This is a genomic window from Lysinibacillus sp. DFXJR4 (assembly GCF_057196045.1).
Genome location: NZ_JBXUNW010000004.1, coordinates 25,224 through 47,637 on the forward strand (window position 1 = coordinate 25,224; position 22,414 = coordinate 47,637).

At 39.6% G+C, this 22,414-nt stretch carries 18 protein-coding genes; 1 reads left to right on the top strand and 17 read right to left on the bottom strand.

The genetic code is table 11. The features are described from left to right. Positions 1-6: 6 nt before the first annotated feature. From fsa to AC2CGN_RS11590, 3 genes are all read right to left on the bottom strand, one after another. A complete protein-coding gene (gene fsa / locus AC2CGN_RS11580; protein WP_283870710.1) occupies positions 7-657 on the bottom strand; it encodes a fructose-6-phosphate aldolase in 651 nt (216 codons plus the stop codon). Between the two features lie 193 nt (positions 658-850). Further along, a complete protein-coding gene (locus AC2CGN_RS11585) occupies positions 851-1,705 on the bottom strand; it encodes a class II fructose-bisphosphate aldolase (protein WP_054770253.1) in 855 nt (284 codons plus the stop codon). Between the two features lie 649 nt (positions 1,706-2,354). Beyond that, positions 2,355-2,711 carry a response regulator gene (locus tag AC2CGN_RS11590; protein WP_286924975.1) on the bottom strand — a complete coding sequence of 119 codons (357 nt, stop codon included), beginning with the start codon at positions 2,709-2,711 and terminating at the stop codon, positions 2,355-2,357. Between the two features lie 156 nt (positions 2,712-2,867). Here AC2CGN_RS11590 and AC2CGN_RS11595 point away from each other — a divergent pair, with 156 nt between their 5' ends. Further along, entirely contained in the window at positions 2,868-3,398 is a 531-nt protein-coding gene (locus tag AC2CGN_RS11595; RefSeq protein WP_484513959.1) for a DUF2529 family protein, read from the top strand. 65 nt (positions 3,399-3,463) lie between these two features. On the opposite strand, the gene pyrG is transcribed toward AC2CGN_RS11595, so the two are convergent. The 14 genes from pyrG to AC2CGN_RS11665 all read right to left on the bottom strand — a co-directional run bounded on the left by pyrG (position 3,464) and on the right by AC2CGN_RS11665 (position 22,321). After that, complete coding sequence (gene pyrG / locus AC2CGN_RS11600; RefSeq protein ID WP_429980239.1) at positions 3,464-5,056, bottom strand: CTP synthase; 1,593 nt, start codon at positions 5,054-5,056, stop codon at positions 3,464-3,466. A 689-nt stretch (positions 5,057-5,745) separates the two neighbouring features. After that, positions 5,746-6,285 carry a DNA-directed RNA polymerase subunit delta gene (gene rpoE, locus AC2CGN_RS11605; RefSeq protein ID WP_429980237.1) on the bottom strand — a complete coding sequence of 180 codons (540 nt, stop codon included), beginning with the start codon at positions 6,283-6,285 and terminating at the stop codon, positions 5,746-5,748. 448 nt (positions 6,286-6,733) lie between these two features. Then, positions 6,734-9,982 (bottom strand): fused isobutyryl-CoA mutase/GTPase IcmF, encoded by a 3,249-nt coding sequence (gene icmF, locus AC2CGN_RS11610; RefSeq protein ID WP_484514161.1) that lies wholly within the window; start codon positions 9,980-9,982, stop codon positions 6,734-6,736. An 89-nt stretch (positions 9,983-10,071) separates the two neighbouring features. Further along, positions 10,072-10,707, bottom strand: coding sequence for a TetR/AcrR family transcriptional regulator (locus AC2CGN_RS11615; protein WP_054770255.1), 636 nt, complete (start codon positions 10,705-10,707; stop codon positions 10,072-10,074). Between the two features lie 3 nt (positions 10,708-10,710). Continuing rightward, positions 10,711-11,847: an acyl-CoA dehydrogenase gene (locus tag AC2CGN_RS11620; protein WP_484513960.1), complete on the bottom strand. Its 1,137-nt coding sequence runs from the start codon at positions 11,845-11,847 to the stop codon at positions 10,711-10,713. A 256-nt stretch (positions 11,848-12,103) separates the two neighbouring features. Then, on the bottom strand, positions 12,104-12,325 hold the full coding sequence (locus AC2CGN_RS11625) for a hypothetical protein (RefSeq protein WP_484513961.1): 222 nt from the start codon (positions 12,323-12,325) through the stop codon (positions 12,104-12,106). 73 nt (positions 12,326-12,398) lie between these two features. Continuing rightward, positions 12,399-13,535, bottom strand: coding sequence for an acyl-CoA dehydrogenase (locus tag AC2CGN_RS11630; RefSeq protein WP_484513962.1), 1,137 nt, complete (start codon positions 13,533-13,535; stop codon positions 12,399-12,401). Positions 13,536-13,604: 69 nt separating this feature from the next. Then, entirely contained in the window at positions 13,605-14,456 is an 852-nt protein-coding gene (locus tag AC2CGN_RS11635) for a 3-hydroxybutyryl-CoA dehydrogenase (protein ID WP_429980230.1), read from the bottom strand. Then, positions 14,456-15,661, bottom strand: coding sequence for an acetyl-CoA C-acetyltransferase (locus AC2CGN_RS11640; protein WP_484513965.1), 1,206 nt, complete (start codon positions 15,659-15,661; stop codon positions 14,456-14,458). Before AC2CGN_RS11640 ends, AC2CGN_RS11635 begins: the two co-directional genes overlap by 1 nt. Positions 15,662-15,859: 198 nt before the next feature. Continuing rightward, positions 15,860-18,094, bottom strand: a complete 2,235-nt coding sequence (locus AC2CGN_RS11645) for a heterodisulfide reductase-related iron-sulfur binding cluster (protein ID WP_484513966.1) — start codon at positions 18,092-18,094, stop codon at positions 15,860-15,862. Positions 18,095-18,327: 233 nt separating this feature from the next. After that, the gene (locus AC2CGN_RS11650; protein WP_054770258.1) at positions 18,328-18,891 is read right to left on the bottom strand and encodes a cob(I)yrinic acid a,c-diamide adenosyltransferase; all 564 of its coding nucleotides are present in this window, start codon (positions 18,889-18,891) and stop codon (positions 18,328-18,330) included. 15 nt (positions 18,892-18,906) lie between these two features. Beyond that, positions 18,907-20,364: an adenosylcobinamide amidohydrolase gene (locus AC2CGN_RS11655; RefSeq protein ID WP_484513968.1), complete on the bottom strand. Its 1,458-nt coding sequence runs from the start codon at positions 20,362-20,364 to the stop codon at positions 18,907-18,909. After that, positions 20,361-21,362, bottom strand: a complete 1,002-nt coding sequence (locus AC2CGN_RS11660; RefSeq protein WP_429980224.1) for a FecCD family ABC transporter permease — start codon at positions 21,360-21,362, stop codon at positions 20,361-20,363. Before AC2CGN_RS11660 ends, AC2CGN_RS11655 begins: the two co-directional genes overlap by 4 nt. Continuing rightward, positions 21,359-22,321: an ABC transporter substrate-binding protein gene (locus AC2CGN_RS11665; RefSeq protein WP_484513970.1), complete on the bottom strand. Its 963-nt coding sequence runs from the start codon at positions 22,319-22,321 to the stop codon at positions 21,359-21,361. Before AC2CGN_RS11665 ends, AC2CGN_RS11660 begins: the two co-directional genes overlap by 4 nt. Between the last annotated feature and the right edge of the window lie 93 nt (positions 22,322-22,414).

A 22,414-nucleotide genomic window follows, 5' to 3' on the forward strand; every position in this document is an offset into this window, starting at 1 on the left:
ATCTTATTATTCGCCTTTTCTCTTATTCCAATCCGCTAAAAATCCTTCAATTCCTTTTTCCGTTAATGGATGGTTAAAAAGTTGCTTTAATACTTTATAAGGAGTAGTGGAAATATGTGCACCTGCAAGTGCTGCTGCTGTTACATGCTGAGGATGACGAACAGATGCAGCAATAATTTGTGTTTCGATATTGTGAATAGTGAATATATCTGCAATTGTTTCAATTAGTTCTACACCGTTTTGTCCAATATCATCAAGGCGACCGATGAATGGTGATACATATGTAGCACCTGCACGAGCAGCCATTAATGCTTGATTTGCACTAAAAATTAAAGTTACGTTCGTTTTAATACCTTTATCAGCAAAATAGCGACACGCTTCTAATCCAGCGGGCGTCATTGGTAATTTAACTGTTATGTTTGGAGCAATAGCAGCCAATTCTAATCCTTCTTTGATCATACCTTCTGCATCTAGTGCAATGACTTCCCCACTTACCGAGCCATCTACAAGCTCTGCAATTTCACGAAGACGATCATGGAAAGAAACATTCTCTTCTTTAGCTACTAATGACGGATTTGTTGTAACACCAGATAAAATCCCCCATGCATGTGCTTCTTTAATCTCTTCAAAGTTTGCTGTATCAATGAAAAATTTCATAATTATTTCCTCCTGGGCTCGACATCAAAATTTATTGATTTATAAAGGTATATTGTTTTATTGTGAGCCATATAATTGAATTTTTACCAAAATACCATTATTTCAAAAACAAGAGAAGGTCGATAGTTGCATCAACACTTCTCTTATATTATGTGTATTCATCTATGCTTTCGTAACATATTAGATGCAAAAATTATGCTTTTTTTGCACTGCCAAATTCACGGATCTTTCCAATAACCGTTGCTTTAATCGCTTCACGAGCTGGCCCAAGGAATTTACGAGGGTCATAAACAACTTTATCGTTATCAAGAATTTCACGGATTACTTTTGTTGCAGCAATTTGATTTTCAGTATTGACGTTAATTTTTGCTGTACCTAATGAAATGGAGCGTTGAATATCTTTTGTAGGGATACCTGTACCTCCATGTAAAACTAATGGAAGGTCAGCTAATTTCGAGATTTCTTCCATTTCCTTAAAGCCTAAGTTTGGTTCACCTTTGTAAGGACCATGCACAGAGCCAAGTGCTGGAGCTAGACAATCGATATCAGTTAATTCAACCATTTTGCGGCATTCCTCTGGATCAGCATACATGATACCACCGATGACACCATCCTCATCACCACCAACTGTTCCAAGCTCTGCTTCAACAGAAACTCCTTTTGAATGTGCATATTCAACCACTTTTGAAGTAATCTCAATATTTTCTTCAAATGGATGATGAGAAGCATCGATCATAACAGAAGTAAAGCCAGCATCAATAGCTTCCTTACACTTTTCAAAGCTTGAACCATGGTCTAGGTGAATTGCTACAGGAACTGTTGTACCATAAGATTCCATTAATCCCTTTACCATGTGAACAACTGAGATAAATCCACCCATATATTTACCTGCGCCTTCAGAAACGCCAAGAATAACTGGAGATTTTTCTTCTTCTGCTGCTTGTAAAATTGCTTGAGTCCACTCAAGGTTGTTGATGTTGAATTGACCAACCGCATAACCTTCTGCTTTTGCTTTAATTAACATCTCTTTCATAGATACTAATGCCATACTAAAAATCCTCCTCTTAGGACTATTCTTTCTACATAAATATGCTATTTAATCATAGCAAAAACAAAGTAACCTGAAAAGCATTTCAGGTTACTTTGTTTTCTGCACGAAAGCGAAGCGGCAGTGCCACCGCAGTGCAGTGCAACGCAACGAAGGCTTGCTCCTGAAAAGCAGGGGCTTTTATTTTCTACGCGATAGCGCAGTGCAACGTAGCGACAGCGTCTCTTTTCTGCACGAAAGCGAAGCGGCAGTGCCACCGCAGTGCAGTGCAACGCAACGAAGGCTTGCTCCTGAAAAGTAGGGGCTTTTATTTTCTACGCGATGGCGAAGTCCAACGTAGCGACAGCGTCTCTTTTCTGCACGAAAGCGAAGCGGCAGTGCCACCGCAGTGTAGTGCAACGCAACGAAGGGTTCCCCCTGAAAAGCAGCGCAGTGCAACGTAGCGGCAGCGTCTCTTTTCTGCACGAAAGCGAAGCGACAGTGCTACCGCAGTGTAGTGCAACGCAACGAAGAGTTGCCCCTGCATCTGTTTTCTACACAAAACGCAGTACAACAACAGATTGAAAATTAAATATTTTAGGAAGTAATGAGAATAAGAAACTCTAGAATATCACTACTAAAAACAGGCCGTGTTAACCACTGCCTGCTTCTAAGATTTTAATACTTTATTTACCTCATCGCGCACTTCAAAAATATCAAAAGGTTTTGTGAAATATCGAATAGCCCCTAAATCTAATGCTTCCTGAACGACATCCAGTTCGCCATAGGCAGTCATCATAAATACAGGCAGATGTGGCCATTTCTCTTTTAAGCACTTTAAAATTTCTATGCCGTCCATCCCCGGTATTTTCATATCTAATAGGACACAATCCATTTCCTCTTCAGCATATTTTAGTGCCTCCATGCCGTTAGCAGCCAAATATGTAACATAGCCTTCCTTTTTTAATACTTCATTCAAAAGCAAACGAATTCCTTGTTGATCATCGACAATTAGTAATCGTTTCACATTTCATTCCGCCCTTTTTGAGTTATTATTCTTGCACAAAAACTTCCCTTAGTATGTATTATTCTCCTTTATTATCTTAATACCTTCTAGTATTATAAATTATCTGCTTTTGATTTATAGCCCCTTCAAACATATAATATTGATTGAGGTGGGATTATGTCAAAAATACTAACAACACAACTAAGTGGATTATTACAAAGAATAATACAAAGTGAAGAGGATTCTATTGAAGAAACAGCGCGTTTACTAGCACAAGCAGGTATTGGAGAAGGTAATGTCTATTTCGCATGCTTTGGTGAAATGCAGGTAGTTGAACTAAATGCATGCCACGCTGTAGAACGTTTTACTAAGCTAGCACCTTGGACAAAGGAAACTGTGCTTACAGAGGCTGATCGGGTATGCATTTTTACCCGTAGTGCAGAAGATAAAGAAGCCATCGCTTTAGCACAGCAACTCAATGATCAATTAATTCCATTCGCAGCTGTTGCTTGTGAAGTAGCTGATCCTCAAAATTCACTGGCGGAATTAGCCTATACGTATATTTCAACACGCGTACGAGGTGGTTTATTACCAAATGATTTAGGTGAGCGTATCGTAATTCCACATGCTATTGCTGCCCTTTTTGTTTATGAAGCTGTCAAAATGGCTTATGATGAAATGCTTGGTATGAATGACGAAGAATTGTAAAGAAGCAATTATGAAATAGCTTTAAAAAAAGAGTTGCCTCAGCATGTGAGACAACTCTTTTTGCATTATTTAAATGTTGCACCGATAAAATCTCGGAACAATGGTTGTGGACGATTTGGACGTGAAACAAATTCAGGATGGAATTGACAAGCTACGAAGAAATTATTATCCGGTAATTCAATTATTTCCACTAACTTACCATCAGGACTTGTACCTGAGAAGACAAGACCTGCCGCTTCCATAGCTTCACGATACTCATTGTTAAATTCATAACGATGACGGTGACGTTCATAAACAAGTTCTTTCCCATATGCATTCTTTGCTTTTGAGCCATCCTTTAACTTACATGGATATAATCCTAAACGCAATGTACCACCAAGATCAACATTATCATTTTGATCTGGTAAGAAATCAATAATAGGATAATCTGTTTTTGCATCAAGCTCTGTAGAATGTGCACCCTTTAAGCCAAGAACGTTACGAGCAAATTCCACTGTCGCCAGTTGCATACCTAAGCAAATACCTAAGAACGGAACATTATTTTCACGGGCATATTGTGTCGCTAAAATTTTACCTTCAACTCCACGGTCGCCGAAACCACCAGGCACTAAAATAGCGTCAGCACCTTTTAATAGTGTAGCAACATTGTCAGCATCTACATGCTCTGCATTAATCCAGTCAATTTCAATATCAGAATTAAATGCATAGCCTGCATGTTTTAATGCTTCTACAACAGAAATGTAAGCATCTTGTAGTTCTACATATTTACCTACTAATGCTACTTTTCGTTTATTTGGTAAGCTCTTCACTTTTGCTACAAGCTCGCGCCATTCTTCCATATCTGCTTCTGGTGCTTCAATGCCAAAATGGTCAAGTACGATATCATCAATATCTTGTGCATGTAGGTTTAATGGTACTTCATATAAATGCTCTGCATCACGAGATTCAATAATTTCGTGTGGCTGTACATCACAGAATAAAGCTAGTTTTTCTTTCATATCTTGTGGCACTTCTTGCTCTGTGCGGACCACGATAATATTTGGTTGAATACCTAAAGAACGTAATTCTTTTACAGAGTGCTGAGTTGGCTTTGTTTTTAGCTCACCTGCAGCTTTAATGTAAGGAATAAGCGTACAATGAACGTACATTACGTTGTTATGGCCTAAGTTCGTTTTCATTTGGCGAATTGCTTCAAGGAATGGTAATGATTCAATATCCCCTACTGTTCCGCCTACTTCTGTAATAACTACGTCTGCGTTAGTTTCGCGACCAGCTCGTTGAATACGATCTTTGATTTCATTTGTTATATGAGGAATTACTTGTACTGTACCACCATTGTAATCTCCGCGGCGTTCTTTTTGTAAAACAGACTGGTAAACACGACCTGACGTTACAGTAGAATGTTTGCCAAGGTTAATATCAATGAATCGTTCATAGTGACCTAAGTCAAGGTCAGCCTCTGCGCCATCATCTGTTACGAAAACCTCACCGTGTTGATAAGGACTCATTGTACCAGGGTCAATATTGATATAAGGATCAAATTTTTGAATGGTTACTTCTAACCCACGATTTTTTAATAAACGACCTAAAGATGCCGCTACAATCCCTTTTCCAAGCGATGACACAACCCCGCCTGTTACAAAAATATACTTTGTCATGAAAAAATTCCTCCTTATGATGTTCTAAAAATTGCAAGTAAGAAAAGTGCATAGACGCTGTGTTAATAACTAAGTATCTTAGCGTAAATGTCTCGGTAAAGAAATACTTATACCTAAAAATAAGAAAAGCCGAGAATGTCTACAAAAAAGTGTAGTCGATTCGAAGCTTAATCGTTTCTATCTCTTTTCTACTTTCCTTTTAAAAATTGATTGCTAACATTTATTCAGTCACCGATTACTATACATCATGAAGTATTTGGAACATTTATATTCATGTCAGTAGTAATTTGGGAGTGTTTAACTGAATCAATTTCGCCTTGGCGTAATTGCGTCCGGATTTTGAATTGTGCCCGCACCATTCATTCCTTTGAAAATCCGTGACATCCGCCAGAGGCTTTATCTTCATTCAGTAGGTGTTTGGACACTCACTGAAAAGGAACCAATACCGCATTCATCTCACCACCTGTAGAGGTGGAGACTTCTGTATCTGCCGCTATGCTTTCGATACCAAAATATTTGCTGAATGAAGATAAAGTTAACAACAAAAAAACGCCCCTCCTGCATAGGTTTGCAGGGGGAGCGTATTACATACACGGTCTTTCTCCTTTTTTAAGGAGCCCAAGTAAAAGATTAAACGTAACCGAGATAGAAGTCAAGAATTATTACCATGGGCATAAAAGATAGAAAAATTAAATTTCTTCCTCTTCTTCGTCGAATTCCTCATCGTCATCTTCTTCGATAAAGTCTTCATCTATTTCTTCATCGATGTCCTCTAGTTCCTCATCGTCAAAATCAATGTCTTCTTTATCTTCTTCCTCAACTTCGTCTTCTTCAACAAATTCTTCATAATCTTCATCAAAGTCAATATCTTCTTCATCTAGATCCAGATCCTCATCCAAATCATCCTCGTCAAGGGCAGCTTTAGATTTTTTCTTATGCGTTTTCACAGAAGGAGCTGTCTCTTCCTCAATTTGCTCAACTTTAAACCATTCGCGTAAACCCCAACCTGTCTCTTGATTGTATAAGAAGCGACCATCTACATTCATATCTGTGTAAAATTGTAGTAGGCGTGCTTTGATTTCTTCATTACTATAGCCTACAAGCTCCTGAATGATTGTTAGTAAGTCATTAAAAGACACTGAGGCACGTTTTTCATTTAAAATTACATAAGCTAAGTTAATTAACGATTCTTCCGCTAATTGTTCCTTTGTCATTTCACGAAAATTCAATTCGTGCACTTCCTTTCTCTCATCACAATGGACGTTTTTATTGCTTTATTTTCGGAGCGCAGCAAAAAAAGACCGCACAAAAGTAACTTTCCATATCATAAGCATAATACCCATTATATACAAAGTTTTATCCTCTTTGCTAGCTTCAATTACTGTTTTTTATATCATGTATTTTTTTTATCCCAAGGTAAAATAAATATATAGATAGAATTAGTAAAGGAACAGCGCCAATTTGCTTATTATACAGGAAAATGACTCCCAACACTAAAGCTAAAATAATAATGAAGTGAAAAGCTGATTTCATCCTCTACTGCGCCTCCCCTTTTTTTACAGTTCTATTATAACGAAAATAAAAAGAAGTGCCTAATCCTAAGACTAGACACTTAAAACTACAGAAGCATTTTAAAGAATAAATGCTAATAAGTAAGAGGATATGCATATTTGCAAATTACATATTACGACGATATTGTCCCCCTACCTCATATAAAGCTTTCGTAATTTGTCCTAAACTTGCTACTTTTACTGTTTCCATTAGCTCTGCAAAAATATTACCGTTGTTAACAGCTACTTCCTGTAAGCGAGTAATAGCTGCTTCTGATTCACTTTCATGTTGCTTCCAGAATTCCTGTAAATTATGGATTTGCGTCTCTTTTTCTTCTGTGGACGCACGTGCAATTTCCATATTATCTATATCCGCATCGGAAGGTGGATTCGGATTCAAATATGTGTTGACACCGATAATCGGTAGCTCACCAGAATGTTTCAACATTTCATAGTACATGGATTCCTCTTGGATTTTACCACGTTGATATTGTGTTTCCATTGCGCCTAGCACGCCACCACGATCATTTATGCGATCAAATTCTTCCAGAACGGCTTCTTCTACAAGATCTGTTAACTCTTCCACGATAAATGCCCCTTGCAGTGGGTTTTCATTTTTCGCTAAACCATGCTCTTTTGTAATGATCATCTGAATAGCCATCGCTCGACGAACTGACTCTTCAGTAGGTGTTGTAATGGCTTCATCATAGGCATTTGTATGCAATGAATTACAGTTATCCTGTAATGCCATAAGTGCCTGTAATGTTGTACGAATATCATTAAAATCAATCTCCTGTGCATGCAAGCTGCGTCCAGATGTTTGAATATGGTACTTTAATTTTTGTGCACGTTCATTAGCGTTGTACTTATCACGCATTACCACTGCCCAAATTCTACGAGCAACACGTCCAATAACCGTGTACTCTGGGTCAAGTCCATTCGAGAAGAAGAATGACAGATTTGGTGCAAAGTCATTAATATTCATACCGCGACTTAAATAATATTCTACATACGTAAAGCCATTCGCCAATGTAAAGGCCAATTGTGAAATTGGATTTGCACCAGCTTCGGCAATATGATAGCCAGAAATGGATACTGAGTAATAATTACGAACCTTATGGTCAATGAAGTATTGTTGAATATCTCCCATCATACGTAAGGCAAACTCTGTTGAAAAAATACATGTATTTTGCCCTTGATCTTCTTTTAAAATATCCGCTTGCACTGTTCCTCGCACAACCTGCAATGTTTTCTCTCGTGTCTCTGTAAATTCTTCAACTGTCAAAGGTCGACTAAGTTCTTTCTCACGTAGTTTCACTTGTTGATCAATAGCCGTATTCATAAACATTGCTAAAATAATTGGTGCTGGACCATTAATTGTCATGGATACTGATGTTGACGGAGCACATAAATCAAAGCCCGCATAAAGCTTCTTCATATCCTCTAACGTACATATAGAAACACCTGATTCCCCAACCTTTCCATAAATATCTGGTCGATAATCTGGATCTTCGCCATAGAGTGTTACCGAATCAAAAGCTGTAGATAAACGTTTTGCATCATCATCCTTCGATAGATAATGGAATCGTTTGTTTGTTCGCTCTGGAGTTCCCTCACCAGCGAATTGTCGCTTTGGATCTTCCCCTTCACGTTTAAATTGGAATACACCTGCTGTATATGGGAATTCACCAGGTACATTTTCTTTATAAACCCAGCGTAGAATTTCACCATAGTCCTCAAATTTCGGTAAGGAAACCTTTGGAATTTTTGTTCCAGAAAGACTTGTTGTCTTTAAAATTGTGCGAATTTCCTTATCGCGAACCTTTGTGATAAATTCATCTCCTGAGTATGCTTCCTTTAGAGCCTGCCAATTATCTAAAATACGTTTGGATTCCGCTGTTAATTCATCTCTGACACCTTCTGCTAAAGAGGTAAGAGATGCGACAAGTGCATCCTCAGGAGCCTTTTCTTTCACTGCAGCAATTGCACCCTCTAGTTGGAATAGTTGACGTGCAAATACTACCTGTTGCTCTGATTTTTTATGATAGCCACGCACGGTATCTGTAATTTCGCGCAAATAATAGCGACGGTCATTTGGAATAATGACATCCTGTTTTTGAGTTTTTGCAAATTGCTCATAACCTGTTTCCCAATTGTAGCCTGTCTTTTCATTAATAATGTTAACAAGTGCGGCAAATAAAGCATTCGTGCCTTTATCATTGAATTGGCTTGCAATCGTACCATAAACTGGCATTGCGTCTAGTGATTCATGCCAAAGCTCTCGAGAACGTTGATATTGCTTCTGTACCTGTCTAAGCGCATCCTCAGAGCCCTTACGTTCAAACTTATTGATAGCGATAACATCGGCAAAATCAATCATATCAATTTTCTCAAGCTGCGTTGGAGCACCAAACTCACTGGTCATCACATACATGGATAGGTCCGTATATTTTGTAATTTCAGCATCCCCTTGACCGATACCACTTGTTTCTACAATAATTAAATCATAGCCTGCTACACGAACGACATCTAGCACATCTCCAATGGAAGCGGTAAGCTCTGTACGAGATCCACGAGTTGCTAAACTACGCATGTATACTCGATTGTTGAAGATAGCATTCATCCGTATTCGGTCCCCTAGCAATGCACCACCTGTTTTTTGCTTAGTTGGATCGACTGAAAGTATTGCTACACGTTTATCTGGGAATTCCTTTAAGAATCGACGGATTAACTCATCTGTCAGAGACGATTTCCCAGCACCACCAGTACCAGTAATACCCAAAACAGGTGTCTCTTTCGTGCGCTTTCGAGCTTCTTCTATCATTTTTTTCGTTTCTTCATCGTCATTCGACTCCGCAGCAGTGATTAAATTCGCTAAAATCTCTGGTGTCTCTGTCGTTAACATATCTAGCTTTTCTAAATAGCTACCTGTTGCTGTAGGAAAATCAGTACCTTTAATTTGTTCATTGATCATCCCTTGCAAACCTAAAACACGTCCATCCTCTGGCGAAAAAATCCCTGCGATCCCATAAGCATGTAGCTCCTTAATTTCTCGTGGCAAAATAACACCACCACCACCACCATATATCTTTATATGTGGAGCACCTTTTTCACGCAGTAAATCATACATATATTTAAAGTATTCCATATGGCCGCCTTGATAAGATGAGATGGCTACGCCTTGCGCATCTTCTTGAATCGCAGCATTCACGACTTCTTCTACAGAGCGATTATGTCCTAAATGAATAACCTCTACCCCACTAGATTGTAAAATACGTCGCATAATGTTGACCGAAGCATCATGTCCATCAAATAGACTCGATGCTGTAACAAAACGTACGTGATTTTTTGGACGATATACTTCTACCTTTGTCATATGAAATCCCCACTTTCTCCCCTTAATCAATTGTAGTTCAAAAAAAGTCGGTAATTGCAATGTCGCTTTATGCAATTACCGACAACCCCTTAACAGAACCCCTTTATACCTGAAATAAACAATGTTATTTGCATGTCAATAAATTCATCAATCGAATGCTGACGATGTAGCGCCCATTTTCGGAACGCCCAGCTTTGCCCTGAGACAACTAAATTATTGGCTGCCAAATGGATTTGCTTATCGGTCATTGTAATTTCACCTGACTGCACACACCGCTTTAGCAGTCGTTCAAACGTGGCAACCATTTCAAACTCCTTACTAAATACATAGCGCTGCGCTTCTTTTGATAAAGATTTTGTTTCCTGATACATGATAGTCAGTTCATCAACCATGTGATCAATTTGCAAGAAATACTCTCGGATCATTTCTTTTAATTCTTCTATCGTCCCTGCTTTTATCTCATAACTTGAAAGTCGCTCCATTGCATGATGATAGATACTATCACATACTAGATAAAGGACATCCTCTTTAGTTCGGATATACTCATATAAAGTACCGATACTAAAGCCAGCAGCTTTTGCGATTTCTCTCGTCGTGGCACGATGAAAACCTTTTTCTTTAAATAATTTTATGGCTCCCTGTATCATTTGTTCCCGACGAATGGCGATGAGATTTTCATCTTTAACTGTTGACTGTACCTGGGGCCTTTTCTCTTTTTCTGTCATGTATTATCTTGTTAGCATACGAGAGATAACAAGACGTTGAATCTCTTGCGTACCTTCATAGATTTGTGTGATTTTAGCATCACGCATAAAGCGCTCAACTGGATAATCTTTTGTATAACCATAGCCGCCAAAAATTTGAACCGCCTCAGTCGTTACACTCATCGCCGTATCGCCAGCCATTAATTTCGCCATTGCAGATGCTTTACCATAGGGTAGACTACTCGACTCTAACCAAGCCGCCTGGTATGTAAGCAGTCGAGATGCTTCAATTTGTGTAGCCATATCTGCTAGTTTGAAAGAAACACCTTGATTGGCTGTAATCGGTTTACCAAATTGCACACGCTCTTTTGCATACTCTACCGCTGCATCCAGTGCTCCTTGTGCAATCCCTACAGCCTGAGCTGCAATACCATTACGTCCACCATCAAGTGTTGTCATTGCAATTTTAAAACCATCTCCCTCAGCCCCTAGCAAGTTTTCTTTTGGAACTCGACAGTTATCAAAAATAATTTCAGTTGTAGGAGAAGAACGAATCCCTAACTTTTTCTCCTTTTTACCTACTGAGAAACCTTCAAATCCGGCCTCTACGATAAAAGCGGATGTGCCATTTTTAGCCTCTGGATCTGTTACAGCAAATACAACATATGTATCTGCTACTCCACCATTTGTAATGAAAATTTTCGAGCCATTTAAAATATAATCATCACCATCACGTTTTGCGTAGGTTTTCATACCACCGGCATCTGAACCGGACCCTGGCTCTGTTAAACCATATGCCCCAATATGTTTACCTTCTGCCATTGGACGAAGATATTTTTGCTTTTGTTCTTCATTACCAAATTTATAAATCGGCCAGCCTGCCAGTGAAGTATGAGCCGATAAAGTTACCCCTGTTGAAGCGCAGACACGGGATAATTCTTCTACAGCAATAACATACGCGAGATAATCAAAGCCTGCCCCACCATATTCCTCTGGCCATGGAATACCTGTTAAACCAAGCTCCGCCATTTTATCAAAAATTGCACGATCAAACTCTTCGTTCTCGTCACGATCCGCTGCTGTTGGCGCCACTTCATTAATAGCAAAATCTCGAATCATTTCGCGTAATTGTTCATGCTCTCCTGTTAATTGAAAGTTCATTGTCCATTTCCCCTTTTTAGTTAGACTCTGTTAATGCTAAACTATTTATTTCTAGGTGATTACGCTTCTTTGATGATTGCTCTTTTTATTTAGTGCATTCTATTATCGATTTTGAATCTCGGTGTGACATTAATTTATTGGGCTGAGCGGTTTCTTTGGATATCCGAGCGATTCTATGACTCTCCTGAGCAGTTTCCACGGCTACCCGAGCAGTTCTATGACTCACCTGAGCAGTTTCCTTGGGTACCCGAGCGATTCAACGACTCTCCTGAGCAGTTTTCTTGGCTACCCGAGCAGTTCTTCGCCACACCTGAACAGTTTCCACGGCTACCCGAGCGATTCTACGACTCACCTGAGCAGTTTCCTTGGCTACCCGAGCAGTTCTTCGCCACACCTGAGCAGTTTCCCCGGATACCCGAGCGATTCTCCAACTCTCCTGAGCAGTTTTCTTGGCTACCCGAGCGATTCTCCACCACACCTGAGCAGTTTTCCTGGATACCCGAGCGATTCTCCACCACACCTGAACAATATAAACTATGCAACATAGGATTTTATTTCAGTAAATGTTTACTAATAACTAACCGTTGAATTTCACTTGTGCCTTCATAGATTTCTGTTACCTTTGCATCGCGGAAATAACGCTCTACTGGATAATCTTCAGTGTAGCCATAGCCACCAAAAATTTGAACAGCCTCTATTGCGGTTTGGACAGCTGTGCGTGAGGCAAATAGTTTCGCCATGGACGCTTCTGCTCCACACGGTAAACCTTTTGCACGTAAATCAGCAGCTCGATAGACTAATAATTTTGCAGATTCAACAGCAGTGGCCATATCTGCCAGCTTAAAGCTAACTCCTTGCTGTGCAACAATCGGTTTACCAAATTGAATACGCTCTTTTGCATATGCTGTAGCTGCTTCAAGAGCTGCTTCTGCAATCCCTAACGCTTGTGCTGCAATCCCAATTCTTCCAACATCTAAGTTAGCCATTGCAATTTTAAAGCCTTCTCCCTCTTCCCCAAGAAGGTTTTTGGCTGGTATACGGCAATTATCGAATGTGAGCTGAACTGTACGTGAGCCATGTAAGCCCATTTTTTGTTCATCTTTACCGATAATTAAGCCTGGCGTTCCCTTCTCAACTATAAACGCAGAAATGCCGCGTGTTTTTTCAGCAGGGTTCGTTGATGCGAATACAATATACACATCAGCCTCTCCACCATTTGTTATAAACACTTTGGAGCCATTAATGACATATTCATCGCCATCTCGCACTGCCTTTGATTGTAACGAGCCAGCGTCTGAGCCGGCACTTGGTTCTGTTAAACAAAATGCTCCTAAATATTCACCTGTTGCAAGCTTTGGAACATAGCGTTTCTTTTGCTCTTCATTTCCAAAATAAATAATTGGATTGGTGCCTACTGAAGTATGAACGGATAAAATAACGCCCATTACAGCACTCACCTTCGATAGTTCGTTAATAGCAATTATGTACGATGTAAAATCCATCGCAGCCCCGCCTAACTCTTCGGGTGTTGTGATCCCCATCAATCCAAGTTCACCCATTTGTGCAAGAAGCTCACGTGGAAACTCTCCTGCTTCCATTCGTGCTATCCATGGTTCAATTTTTTCCTGTGCAAAATCTCGAACCATATCTCGCATCATCACTTGTTCATCTGTAAACTGTAAATGCATCTATATTGTCACCCCTCTAAGTTGTCCCGCAGCATTACATTTCCTTGAAATTGTCCCATCCCCATAGGATTATTCATAAACGTAAAAGCCTCTTCCTGATTTCTTTCCTAGCCAGCCAGCTGCCACATACTTTCGAAGCAGTGGACAAGGTCTATACTTACTATCACCTAAGCCCTCATGTAAAATCTCCATAATGGAGAGACATGTATCAAGACCAATAAAATCTGCCAGCGTTAATGGACCCATCGGATGATTCATACCAAGCTTCATTACATCGTCGATTGCTTCCTTTGTAGCTACACCCTCATACAATGCATAAATCGCTTCGTTAATCATAGGAAGTAAAATTCGATTTGAAATAAAACCAGGGAAATCATTTACCTCTACGGGTGTTTTGGATAATTTCACTGTCATGTCTTCTACTGCTTTATAGACTTCATCACTAGTTGCTAACCCTCGAATGATTTCCACTAGCTTCATAACAGGTACAGGATTCATAAAATGCATCCCAATTACTTGCTCTGGACGATTAGTAACTGCTGCAATTTCAGTAATAGGAAGTGAAGATGTATTTGTCGCTAAAATAGCATGTGCTGGTGCAATTTGATCAATTTGCTTAAAAATAGATTGCTTCACTTCCATATTTTCTACTGCAGCCTCAATGATAATATCTACATCACTAGCATCCTGTAAATCTAGTGACATCTTGATACGACTTAATATAGCCGCTTTTTCTTCCTCTGTTTTACGACCCTTTTCTACATCACGTGATAAATTTTTCGTAATAACCCCTAGACCACGTTCGAAAAACTCTTGCTTCATGTCATTCAATTTGACCTCATAGCCCGCCTGTGCGCAAACTTGTGCAATGCCAGAGCCCATTTGCCCTGCACCAATGACCATTACCTTTTGAATTCCCATCATTCATGTCCCCCTGTTTTTGGTACTTCAATCATAATCGCATCGCCTTGCCCACCACCTGAACAAATTCCTGCAATTCCTATGCCACCACCACGGCGCTTTAATTCCTGTGCAAGTGTTAAAATAATACGTGCTCCAGATGCACCGATTGGATGTCCTAGCGCAACTGCTCCACCGTTCACATTGACCTTTTCAGCATCTAAATCGGCTAGCTGTTTGCTGACTAGTGCTACTGCGGCAAAGGCCTCATTGATTTCGAATAGATCAATGTCTGCTAATGACTTCCCTGTCTTTTTCAGTAATTTGTTAATTACTAAGCCAGGTGTTTGCGGGAAATTCTCTGGCTCAATGGCAAGCTCTTCATGGCCGATAATTACTGCTAGTGGCTCCCTGCCTTCACGAGCTGCACGTTCCTCGCTCATGACTACTAGTGCACATGCACCATCATTTACCCCAGGTGCATTACCTGCTGTAATTGTTCCATCCTTATCAAAGGCTGGTTTAAGCTTCGCAAGAACCTCCATGGATGTACCGGTTCTTGGTGCCTCATCTGTATCAACTAGAAGAGATTCTCCCTTACGTTGTGGAATTTCCACAGTCACGATTTCTTCAGCAAAGTAACCTTTTTCAATAGCTGACAGTGCTCGCTCATGACTGCGAACAGACCAAGCATCCTGCTCCTCACGGCTTAATGAAAACTCCTTGGCTGTTGAATTACCGTAGCTCCCCATATGTGGTCTTGCCTTATCAAAAGCACATGTTAAGCCATCATATAACATGCCATCTACTATTGTAGAATCACCCATCCGTAAGCCTGTTCGACCATTTTGTAGATAGTACGGTGCATTGGACATTGATTCCATACCACCAGCGATAATCACTTCTTCGTCCCCTAAACGAATAAGCTGATCTGCTAGTGTGACAGCACGCATTCCTGATGCACAAACTTTGTTAATCGTTTCTGTTTTTACAGCTTTCGGTAAATCTGCTTTAATTGCAGCCTGTCTAGAAGGAATTTGGCCCTGTCCCCCTTGTAATACGGAGCCTAAAATCACTTCATTCACGTCATCTGGTAAAATATTGGCTTTCTCTATTGCCCCCCTTATGGCGATAGCACCTAAATCACTTGCACTTAATGCTGAAAGTGAACCTCCAAACTTCCCAAATGCCGTTCTTGCTCCTGCTAAAATAACAGCTCTATTCAAGTAAAACACCCCTTTTGTTTTACGTACTCTATGAATTATCAGAGCACCGTTGTTGACTGAACGCTCGCTCGATTTAACTCTATGAAAAATGGGAGTTTAAAGTCTCACTCCCATTTCCATTTAATCTTATTCTACAAAACAATTATTTATTGTGCAATTTATATTTTTCAGATAACTAAAATATTTCTACAATAGCTATCAATTTTCTGCGTTAATTTCTACATTCTTGTCTTGTTCGACATTGTCTACAGAAGCCACTACCTCTTCAAGCATCTCATCTACAGCTTCTTCAGCAGGGTTTTCAAGTGCTTTCCCTTTTTCACCAAACACAGATCGCTCTAATAGCTCTGCAACATCGAATGTTCCAATTGTATCCTCAACTTCTTTTGCCTTTGTACCATCCTCAAGCATCGTTAAGCAGTATGGACAGCCCGATGAAATAACTGATGCATTCGTTGCTAAAGCCTGCTCTGTACGTGCAACATTAATACGGTTACCAACATGTTCTTCCATCCACATTAAGCCACCACCTGCACCACAGCACATAGCCGTTTCACGATTACGCTCCATTTCTACAAGTTTCACGCCTGGAATACCTCGCAGTATCTCACGTGGTGCATCATAAACATCGTTATAACGACCTAAGTAACAAGAATCATGGAATACAATTGTTTCATGAACTTCATAATTCAAGGCAAGTCGATTTTCATCAATTAGCTGATTCAACAGCTCTGTGTGGTGATAAACTTCACCCTTCCAGCCAAAGTCTTGATATTCATTTTTGAAGATATTGTAAGCATGAGGATCGATTGTTACAATTTTCTTCACATCGTTCTTCTCAAATTCGTCAATATTCGCTGTCGCAAGCTCTTGGAATAAAAATTCATTTCCTAAACGACGAGGTGTATCCCCTGAATTTTTCTCTTTATTTCCTAAAATCGCAAATTTCACGCCTGCCTCATTTAATAGGCGACAGAAGGCTAAGGCAATTTTTTGTGAGCGATTATCAAATGCGCCCATTGAGCCTACCCATAATAAATAGTCCATTTCCTCACCAGATTTTTTCAGCTCTTTGACTGTTGGAATATGGATTGTTGGATCAAGGTCACGCCAATTTTCTTTCTCTTTACGGTTTAAGCCCCAAGGATTTCCTTGACGCTCGATATTTGTCATCGCGCGTTGTGCATCTGGATTTACTTTTCCTTCTGTCATTGTTAAATAACGACGAAGGTCAATTATTTTATCGACATGCTCATTCATAACTGGACATTGATCCTCACAGTTACGACAAGTTGTACATGCCCAAATCTCTTCTTCCGTAATCACTTCACCGATTAAAGATGGACTATAGATATCCTCAATGACCGCACCCTCAGCACCAGCCGCCATTGCTAACTGATTCCCCTTTGTATTAGCAAAGAATTGATAAGGTACCCACGGCTTTTGCTTTGTTACCACTGCTCCTGTAAATGTTAGATGGTCACGAAGCTTCACAATTAAATCCATCGGTGATAGCATTTTACCAGTTCCTGTTGCAGGACACATATTTGTACAGCGCCCACATTCTACACAGGAATATAAATCTAGCATTTGCTTTTGTGTAAAGTCTTGAATGCGTCCAACCCCAATGGATGGCATTTCATCTTCACTTTCAGCATTTTCTCCAGCTTCCTCTAATGCTTCAAAGTCGATTGGCGTTAGTGTTCCCACACGATCTAGACGATTCATATAAACATTAATTGGACTAACAATTAAGTGGAAGTGCTTAGATTGTGGTACATACACTAGGAATGTTAGTAAAATTAATAAGTGTGCCCACCACATTACATAGAATATAGCTGCGGCTGCAGTTGTTGGTAGGAAACTAAAAATAGCAGCAATGCTCGAAGCAACTGGCTCCGTATATGTTAATTCCTCACCATGCCAAATTAACCCCATACCATTAGCAATTAATGTTGATACCATTAAGCCACCAATGAAAATTAATACAAGACCGTTTTTCCAGCCTCTTTTTAGACGTACTAGCTTTTCTACATAGCGACGATAAAACGCCCAAACAACTGCTACTAAAATCATTAAGACCACAAGCTCTTGGAAGAAAGTAAAGAGTCCATAGAAAATACCTAGTGGTAAATGTGATTCAGGCACTAATCCCTTCCAAATTAAATCAATGGCTCCTAGCTGCACATTTAAAAATCCATAGAAGAACATCACGTGAATTAACCCACTCTTTGGATCTTTCAGAAGTTTATTTTGGCCAAATACATTGACCATAATATAACGAATTCGTTCTTTTACACTTTCATCAAACTCAACCTTTTTCCCCAATTGCACAAACTTATAGCGTGTTTTTAACAGATAGAAGAACAATCCTACTGCATAAAGCACAACCACGACTGTTAAAACGATGTTTGCAATTAATAATGGACTCATGGTTGGTCCCCCCTTTAGTTTGTCGTAATTTTCTCTCTTTGTGGTAAATTTGCTAGCTCATACGTAAATGTACGTTATTACATCATTATATTCCTATTCTAATAAATGAGTGAGCATTCAGTCAACATAAAACGGAAATATTTCTGATAATTTTATATTCTTACATTTTCCAAGAAAAAAAGCCACCCTGAATTTTTTCAAAGTAGCCGTTTTTCTTTTTCTTTACAAGAATATTACTTTTTAAAAACATTACCGCTTCGAATATATTCAATATCAGAAACCTTCATTCTACAGTTCACAACTCGTGCAGCGGCAAATAAATAATCTGATAGTCGGTTTAAATATTTTTGGACAATTGTTGGTACATCCTGAATTTCCTTCATGAGAGTTACCATTTGGCGTTCTGCTCGACGTGCAACTGTACGGGCAATGTGTAAGGTTGCAGCTGCTGGGGCACCTCCAGGTAAAATAAAACGCTGTAGAGGTGGTGCTTCATCTGATAAAGCATCAATTCGAGATTCCAACACTTCAATTGGCTGCTCCGTAAGCTTATAATGACGCTCCTTCATAACATTTGCTAGGTCCCCACCTGCATCAAAAAGCTCATGCTGAATCGTTTCTAAATCAATAAGAATATCCTTAAAAAGCTCCCGATCTAATTCACTTACAGCCTTGCCAATAAATGAATTTAATTCATCAATAGCTCCGTAAGTTTCCACTCGTAGGCTATCCTTGTCAACACGTCCACCAATAAGACTTGTTTTGCCTGTATCCCCTGTTTTCGTATAAAGCTTCATCTCTCTCATCTCCTATCATCCATTTTTATAATTTTTAATGGCTTGCACAGTTGTCGCAAAAACACCCTTACCAATGATCTTCCCCACCTCTGTAATAGGGCCTCCATACTGCATTTCCTCACCTTTTTGTGTTGCAGCAATCAGCAAACTATCTGTAGCAGTACCTGTTGCAATGGTTCCACTTAGTTCATCGCAAACATCTTCTGACTGTAATGCCTTCGTTTTTGCTTCATTTGCTGTCATCATTGCTTGGAAAAATGCTTCTTCTGACAGACTACCATTGATAATAACCCATGTATTTATAGTACCAATATATGGTTCAATCTGTCGTTCATGTACACGAGAAACATCTACAGCATTGCCAACACCAGCAGTAACAGCAACAAGCACACTGCCAAAGGATGCTGCATATTCATTAATTGCTACTAGCCTTGATGGAACTGCTGTTAGCATAACAACTGTACTCGTTGAGGAAAAACTCTCCTTTTGTAAAAATGCTGCTACCTCTCGCTTGACATCATTTATGACATAATCCCCTGGAACTGAGCGATTTAAGAGGCAATCATACCAGCCAATCCCTGGGTTATGGACGGCAGAAGACACTGTTTTTAAAGGGAACTCAGATTTTAACTGAATATAATGTTCAGTAACCTTAAAATTATCTTTGTTAATATATGCACGTTGCAGATGCTCACCCGATGCAGGCATCATCGTTATTTGTGGCTTTGGAATTTCAGGATGTGCATAGGTCGCTACCCTTGCCTGATAGACCTCTTCAATTTGTGAAGCCATCAATACTTCATGGGGTACCCCAAATGCACGCATTTGCCCTGATTCCATTAATAATAATTCGTCACAATAAAGAGAAGCTAAGTTCATATCATGTAACACCATAATAACGGTTAATCCGCATTCAATTGCTTCTTTCCGCACCATATCTAAAATTTGCCGCTGATGTGCAATATCTAAATGATTGGTCGGTTCATCCAGCAATAATATTTCTGCTGTCTGCGCTAAAGCCTGGGCAACAAAAACTCGTTGCTGCTCACCACCTGATAAGAATTCCATGGGTGTCTGCTCGTAGCGTGTCACATCTGTTAGGGCCATTGCGTGTTGGACTGCTTGTTCATCAAAATCTGACCAGATGGAAAAAAAACCCGATTGATGTGGATAGCGTCCAAGAGATACTGCATCTCGCACACTGTTTGAAAAGGCATTCGCATGTAATTGTGGAAGAACGGCCATTTTTTTTGCCAAAGCACGAGCATTGTAAGAACTAATATTTTTGCCATCTACTTTTATAGTACCTGCCGTTGCTGGTAATATGCCAGTAATCACTTTTAATAGTGTGGATTTTCCGCTGCCATTTGGACCTAATATCCCTAATATTTTTCCCTTTTTTACTGAAAAACTAATATCTTTGACGATTGGTACGCCATCATAGCCACCTGATAGATGTTCAACGACGATCATGCCCGTACCCCCTTACCTCTGCGCTGCTTATAAAAAATATAGGAAAAGACAGGTGCCCCAATAAATGCAGTAATAACACCAATTGGTAGCTCCCTCGGCATAATAATTGTTCGTGCAATTAAATCACATATAATAAGCAATGTCGCACCATTTAAAAAGGACAATGGTAATAAATGACGGTGGTCTGAGCCCCAAATCATCCTTGTCATATGCGGTACGACTAATCCAACGAATCCAATTGTTCCCGAAACAGCCACTGCTGCTCCTGTCAGCATGGATCCACCAACTAAAATTAAATACTTACTTCGTTTCACGTTAACACCTAAGTGCTTTGCTCGTTCCTCCCCATATAACAGCACATTTAATTCCCTTCTTTGTGTCCATAGCATCAATGAACCTACAATAACAAATGGGATAATCATTTGCACAAAAGGCCAGCCTCGCATTGATACAGAACCAAGTAGCCACCCCATCACTTGCCGCAGCTCCTCGCCTGATAGGGCAATCATTAGAGAAATAAGTGAGCCTAAAAATGAACTAAAGATGACTCCTGTTAAAATTAACGTTTCCATTTTCAGAGAACGATCTACTACTCTTGCAAAGCTCATGACTGCTACCATTGTTAATACTGCCCCAAGCATACTAAAGGTTGGCAATGTATAGAGACCAACTACCGGAATTGAAAGACCAAAGAATATCGTCATTACTGCACCAACTGATGCACCAGAAGAAACACCCAATGTATAGGGATCTGCTAAAGGATTTTTTAGCAGGCCCTGGAAGGCAGCTCCTGCAATGGCCAGTGAAGCTCCCACAAGCCCTGCTAGGAGAACTCGCGGCAGACGTATTTTCCAAAAAATATTGGCAGCCGTTTCATCAACTGTTTTATTCCACAATACTTCTAGCGGAATATGAACAGAGCCTATAGCTACGCCACACCAGATGCCAATGATAAGAAGTGTAATGGCTGTTACATAGGCTGTGACTATTTTACTCACTTAAACGCCTCTGGGTAGATCGCTTTCGCTAACTCTTCAAGACCCTCTCCTAAACGTGGTCCTTGACGACTTGTTGTATTCTCATCTACCTGAACAATGGCTTTATTTTTTACTGCATTAATTGTGTCAAAGCCAGCACGCTGTGGTAGCTTTGTTAAAATATCAGGTACATAATGATATGTCACCACGATGACATCTGGATTTTTTGCAATAATTTGTTCGGAACTGATTTCATACCAATCTGCTGTATCTGCTGCAACATTTTCGGCATGAATCATATTTAGCATTTCATTCATAAATGTATCTTTACCAGCTGTAAATATATGTGGCTCATCAGATGCTTCTACAAAAACTTTCTTTGGCTTTACATCCTCAAGTTTTGCAAGAACCTCTTCTACTTTTGTCTTCATATCTTTAATTATTTTCTTGGCCTCAGGTAATTTCCCAGTTGCACGACCTAGCTGTTCAATTGTTGTGTAAATTTCATTAAAGTCCTTCGCATTTGTTACCACAAAAACCTTTAAACCGGCAGATTCAAGCTGTTCAATGGCCCCTGCAGAAAATGTCATACTCGAAGCATGAGCAAACACGATATCTGGTTGTAAGGCAATAATTTGCTCAATATTATATTCCATACCACCAACTTTTTGTTTTTCAGTTGCCTCTGCAGGATAATCATCATTATCGGTAACACCCACTATTTCATTGTTTAAGCCAAGAGCAAATAAAATCTCTGTATTACTTGGAATAAGAGAAACTATTTTTTCAGGAGGTGACTCCAGCGTAATCTCCTTGCCAACAGCATCTGTTATCGTCATAGGGAATGTTGCTTTGTCTACTTGTGTTGTTTCTTGCTGCTCAGAAGATGCTGGCTTTTCATTTTTTGCTCCTTCTCCACAGGCAGCAAGTAAGCCAATTGCTAAAAATGCGGAAAGTCCTAATTTCCAAAATTTCTTCATATGAATCCTCCTAGTATATAAATGCGTAAATTTTTACAAATTATTTTGCTGATAGATTAGTAATCGACGAACTTTATAAGTTTATCGCTCATT

Excerpts from the sequence above, each read along its gene's own strand:
- fsa (WP_283870710.1), bottom strand. The coding sequence starts at position 657 with ATGAAATTTTTCATTGATACAGCAAACTTTGAAGAGATTAAAGAAGCA.
- AC2CGN_RS11585 (WP_054770253.1), bottom strand. The coding sequence starts at position 1,705 with ATGGCATTAGTATCTATGAAAGAGATGTTAATTAAAGCAAAAGCAGAA.
- AC2CGN_RS11595 (WP_484513959.1), top strand. The coding sequence starts at position 2,868 with ATGTCAAAAATACTAACAACACAACTAAGTGGATTATTACAAAGAATA.
- pyrG (WP_429980239.1), bottom strand. The coding sequence starts at position 5,056 with ATGACAAAGTATATTTTTGTAACAGGCGGGGTTGTGTCATCGCTTGGA.
- icmF (WP_484514161.1), bottom strand. The coding sequence starts at position 9,982 with ATGACAAAGGTAGAAGTATATCGTCCAAAAAATCACGTACGTTTTGTT.
- AC2CGN_RS11615 (WP_054770255.1), bottom strand. The coding sequence starts at position 10,707 with ATGACAGAAAAAGAGAAAAGGCCCCAGGTACAGTCAACAGTTAAAGAT.
- AC2CGN_RS11620 (WP_484513960.1), bottom strand. The coding sequence starts at position 11,847 with ATGAACTTTCAATTAACAGGAGAGCATGAACAATTACGCGAAATGATT.
- AC2CGN_RS11630 (WP_484513962.1), bottom strand. The coding sequence starts at position 13,535 with ATGCATTTACAGTTTACAGATGAACAAGTGATGATGCGAGATATGGTT.
- AC2CGN_RS11635 (WP_429980230.1), bottom strand. The coding sequence starts at position 14,456 with ATGGGAATTCAAAAGGTAATGGTCATTGGTGCAGGGCAAATGGGCTCT.
- AC2CGN_RS11645 (WP_484513966.1), bottom strand. The coding sequence starts at position 18,094 with ATGAGTCCATTATTAATTGCAAACATCGTTTTAACAGTCGTGGTTGTG.
- AC2CGN_RS11650 (WP_054770258.1), bottom strand. The coding sequence starts at position 18,891 with ATGAAGCTTTATACGAAAACAGGGGATACAGGCAAAACAAGTCTTATT.
- AC2CGN_RS11655 (WP_484513968.1), bottom strand. The coding sequence starts at position 20,364 with ATGATCGTCGTTGAACATCTATCAGGTGGCTATGATGGCGTACCAATC.
- AC2CGN_RS11665 (WP_484513970.1), bottom strand. The coding sequence starts at position 22,321 with ATGAAGAAATTTTGGAAATTAGGACTTTCCGCATTTTTAGCAATTGGC.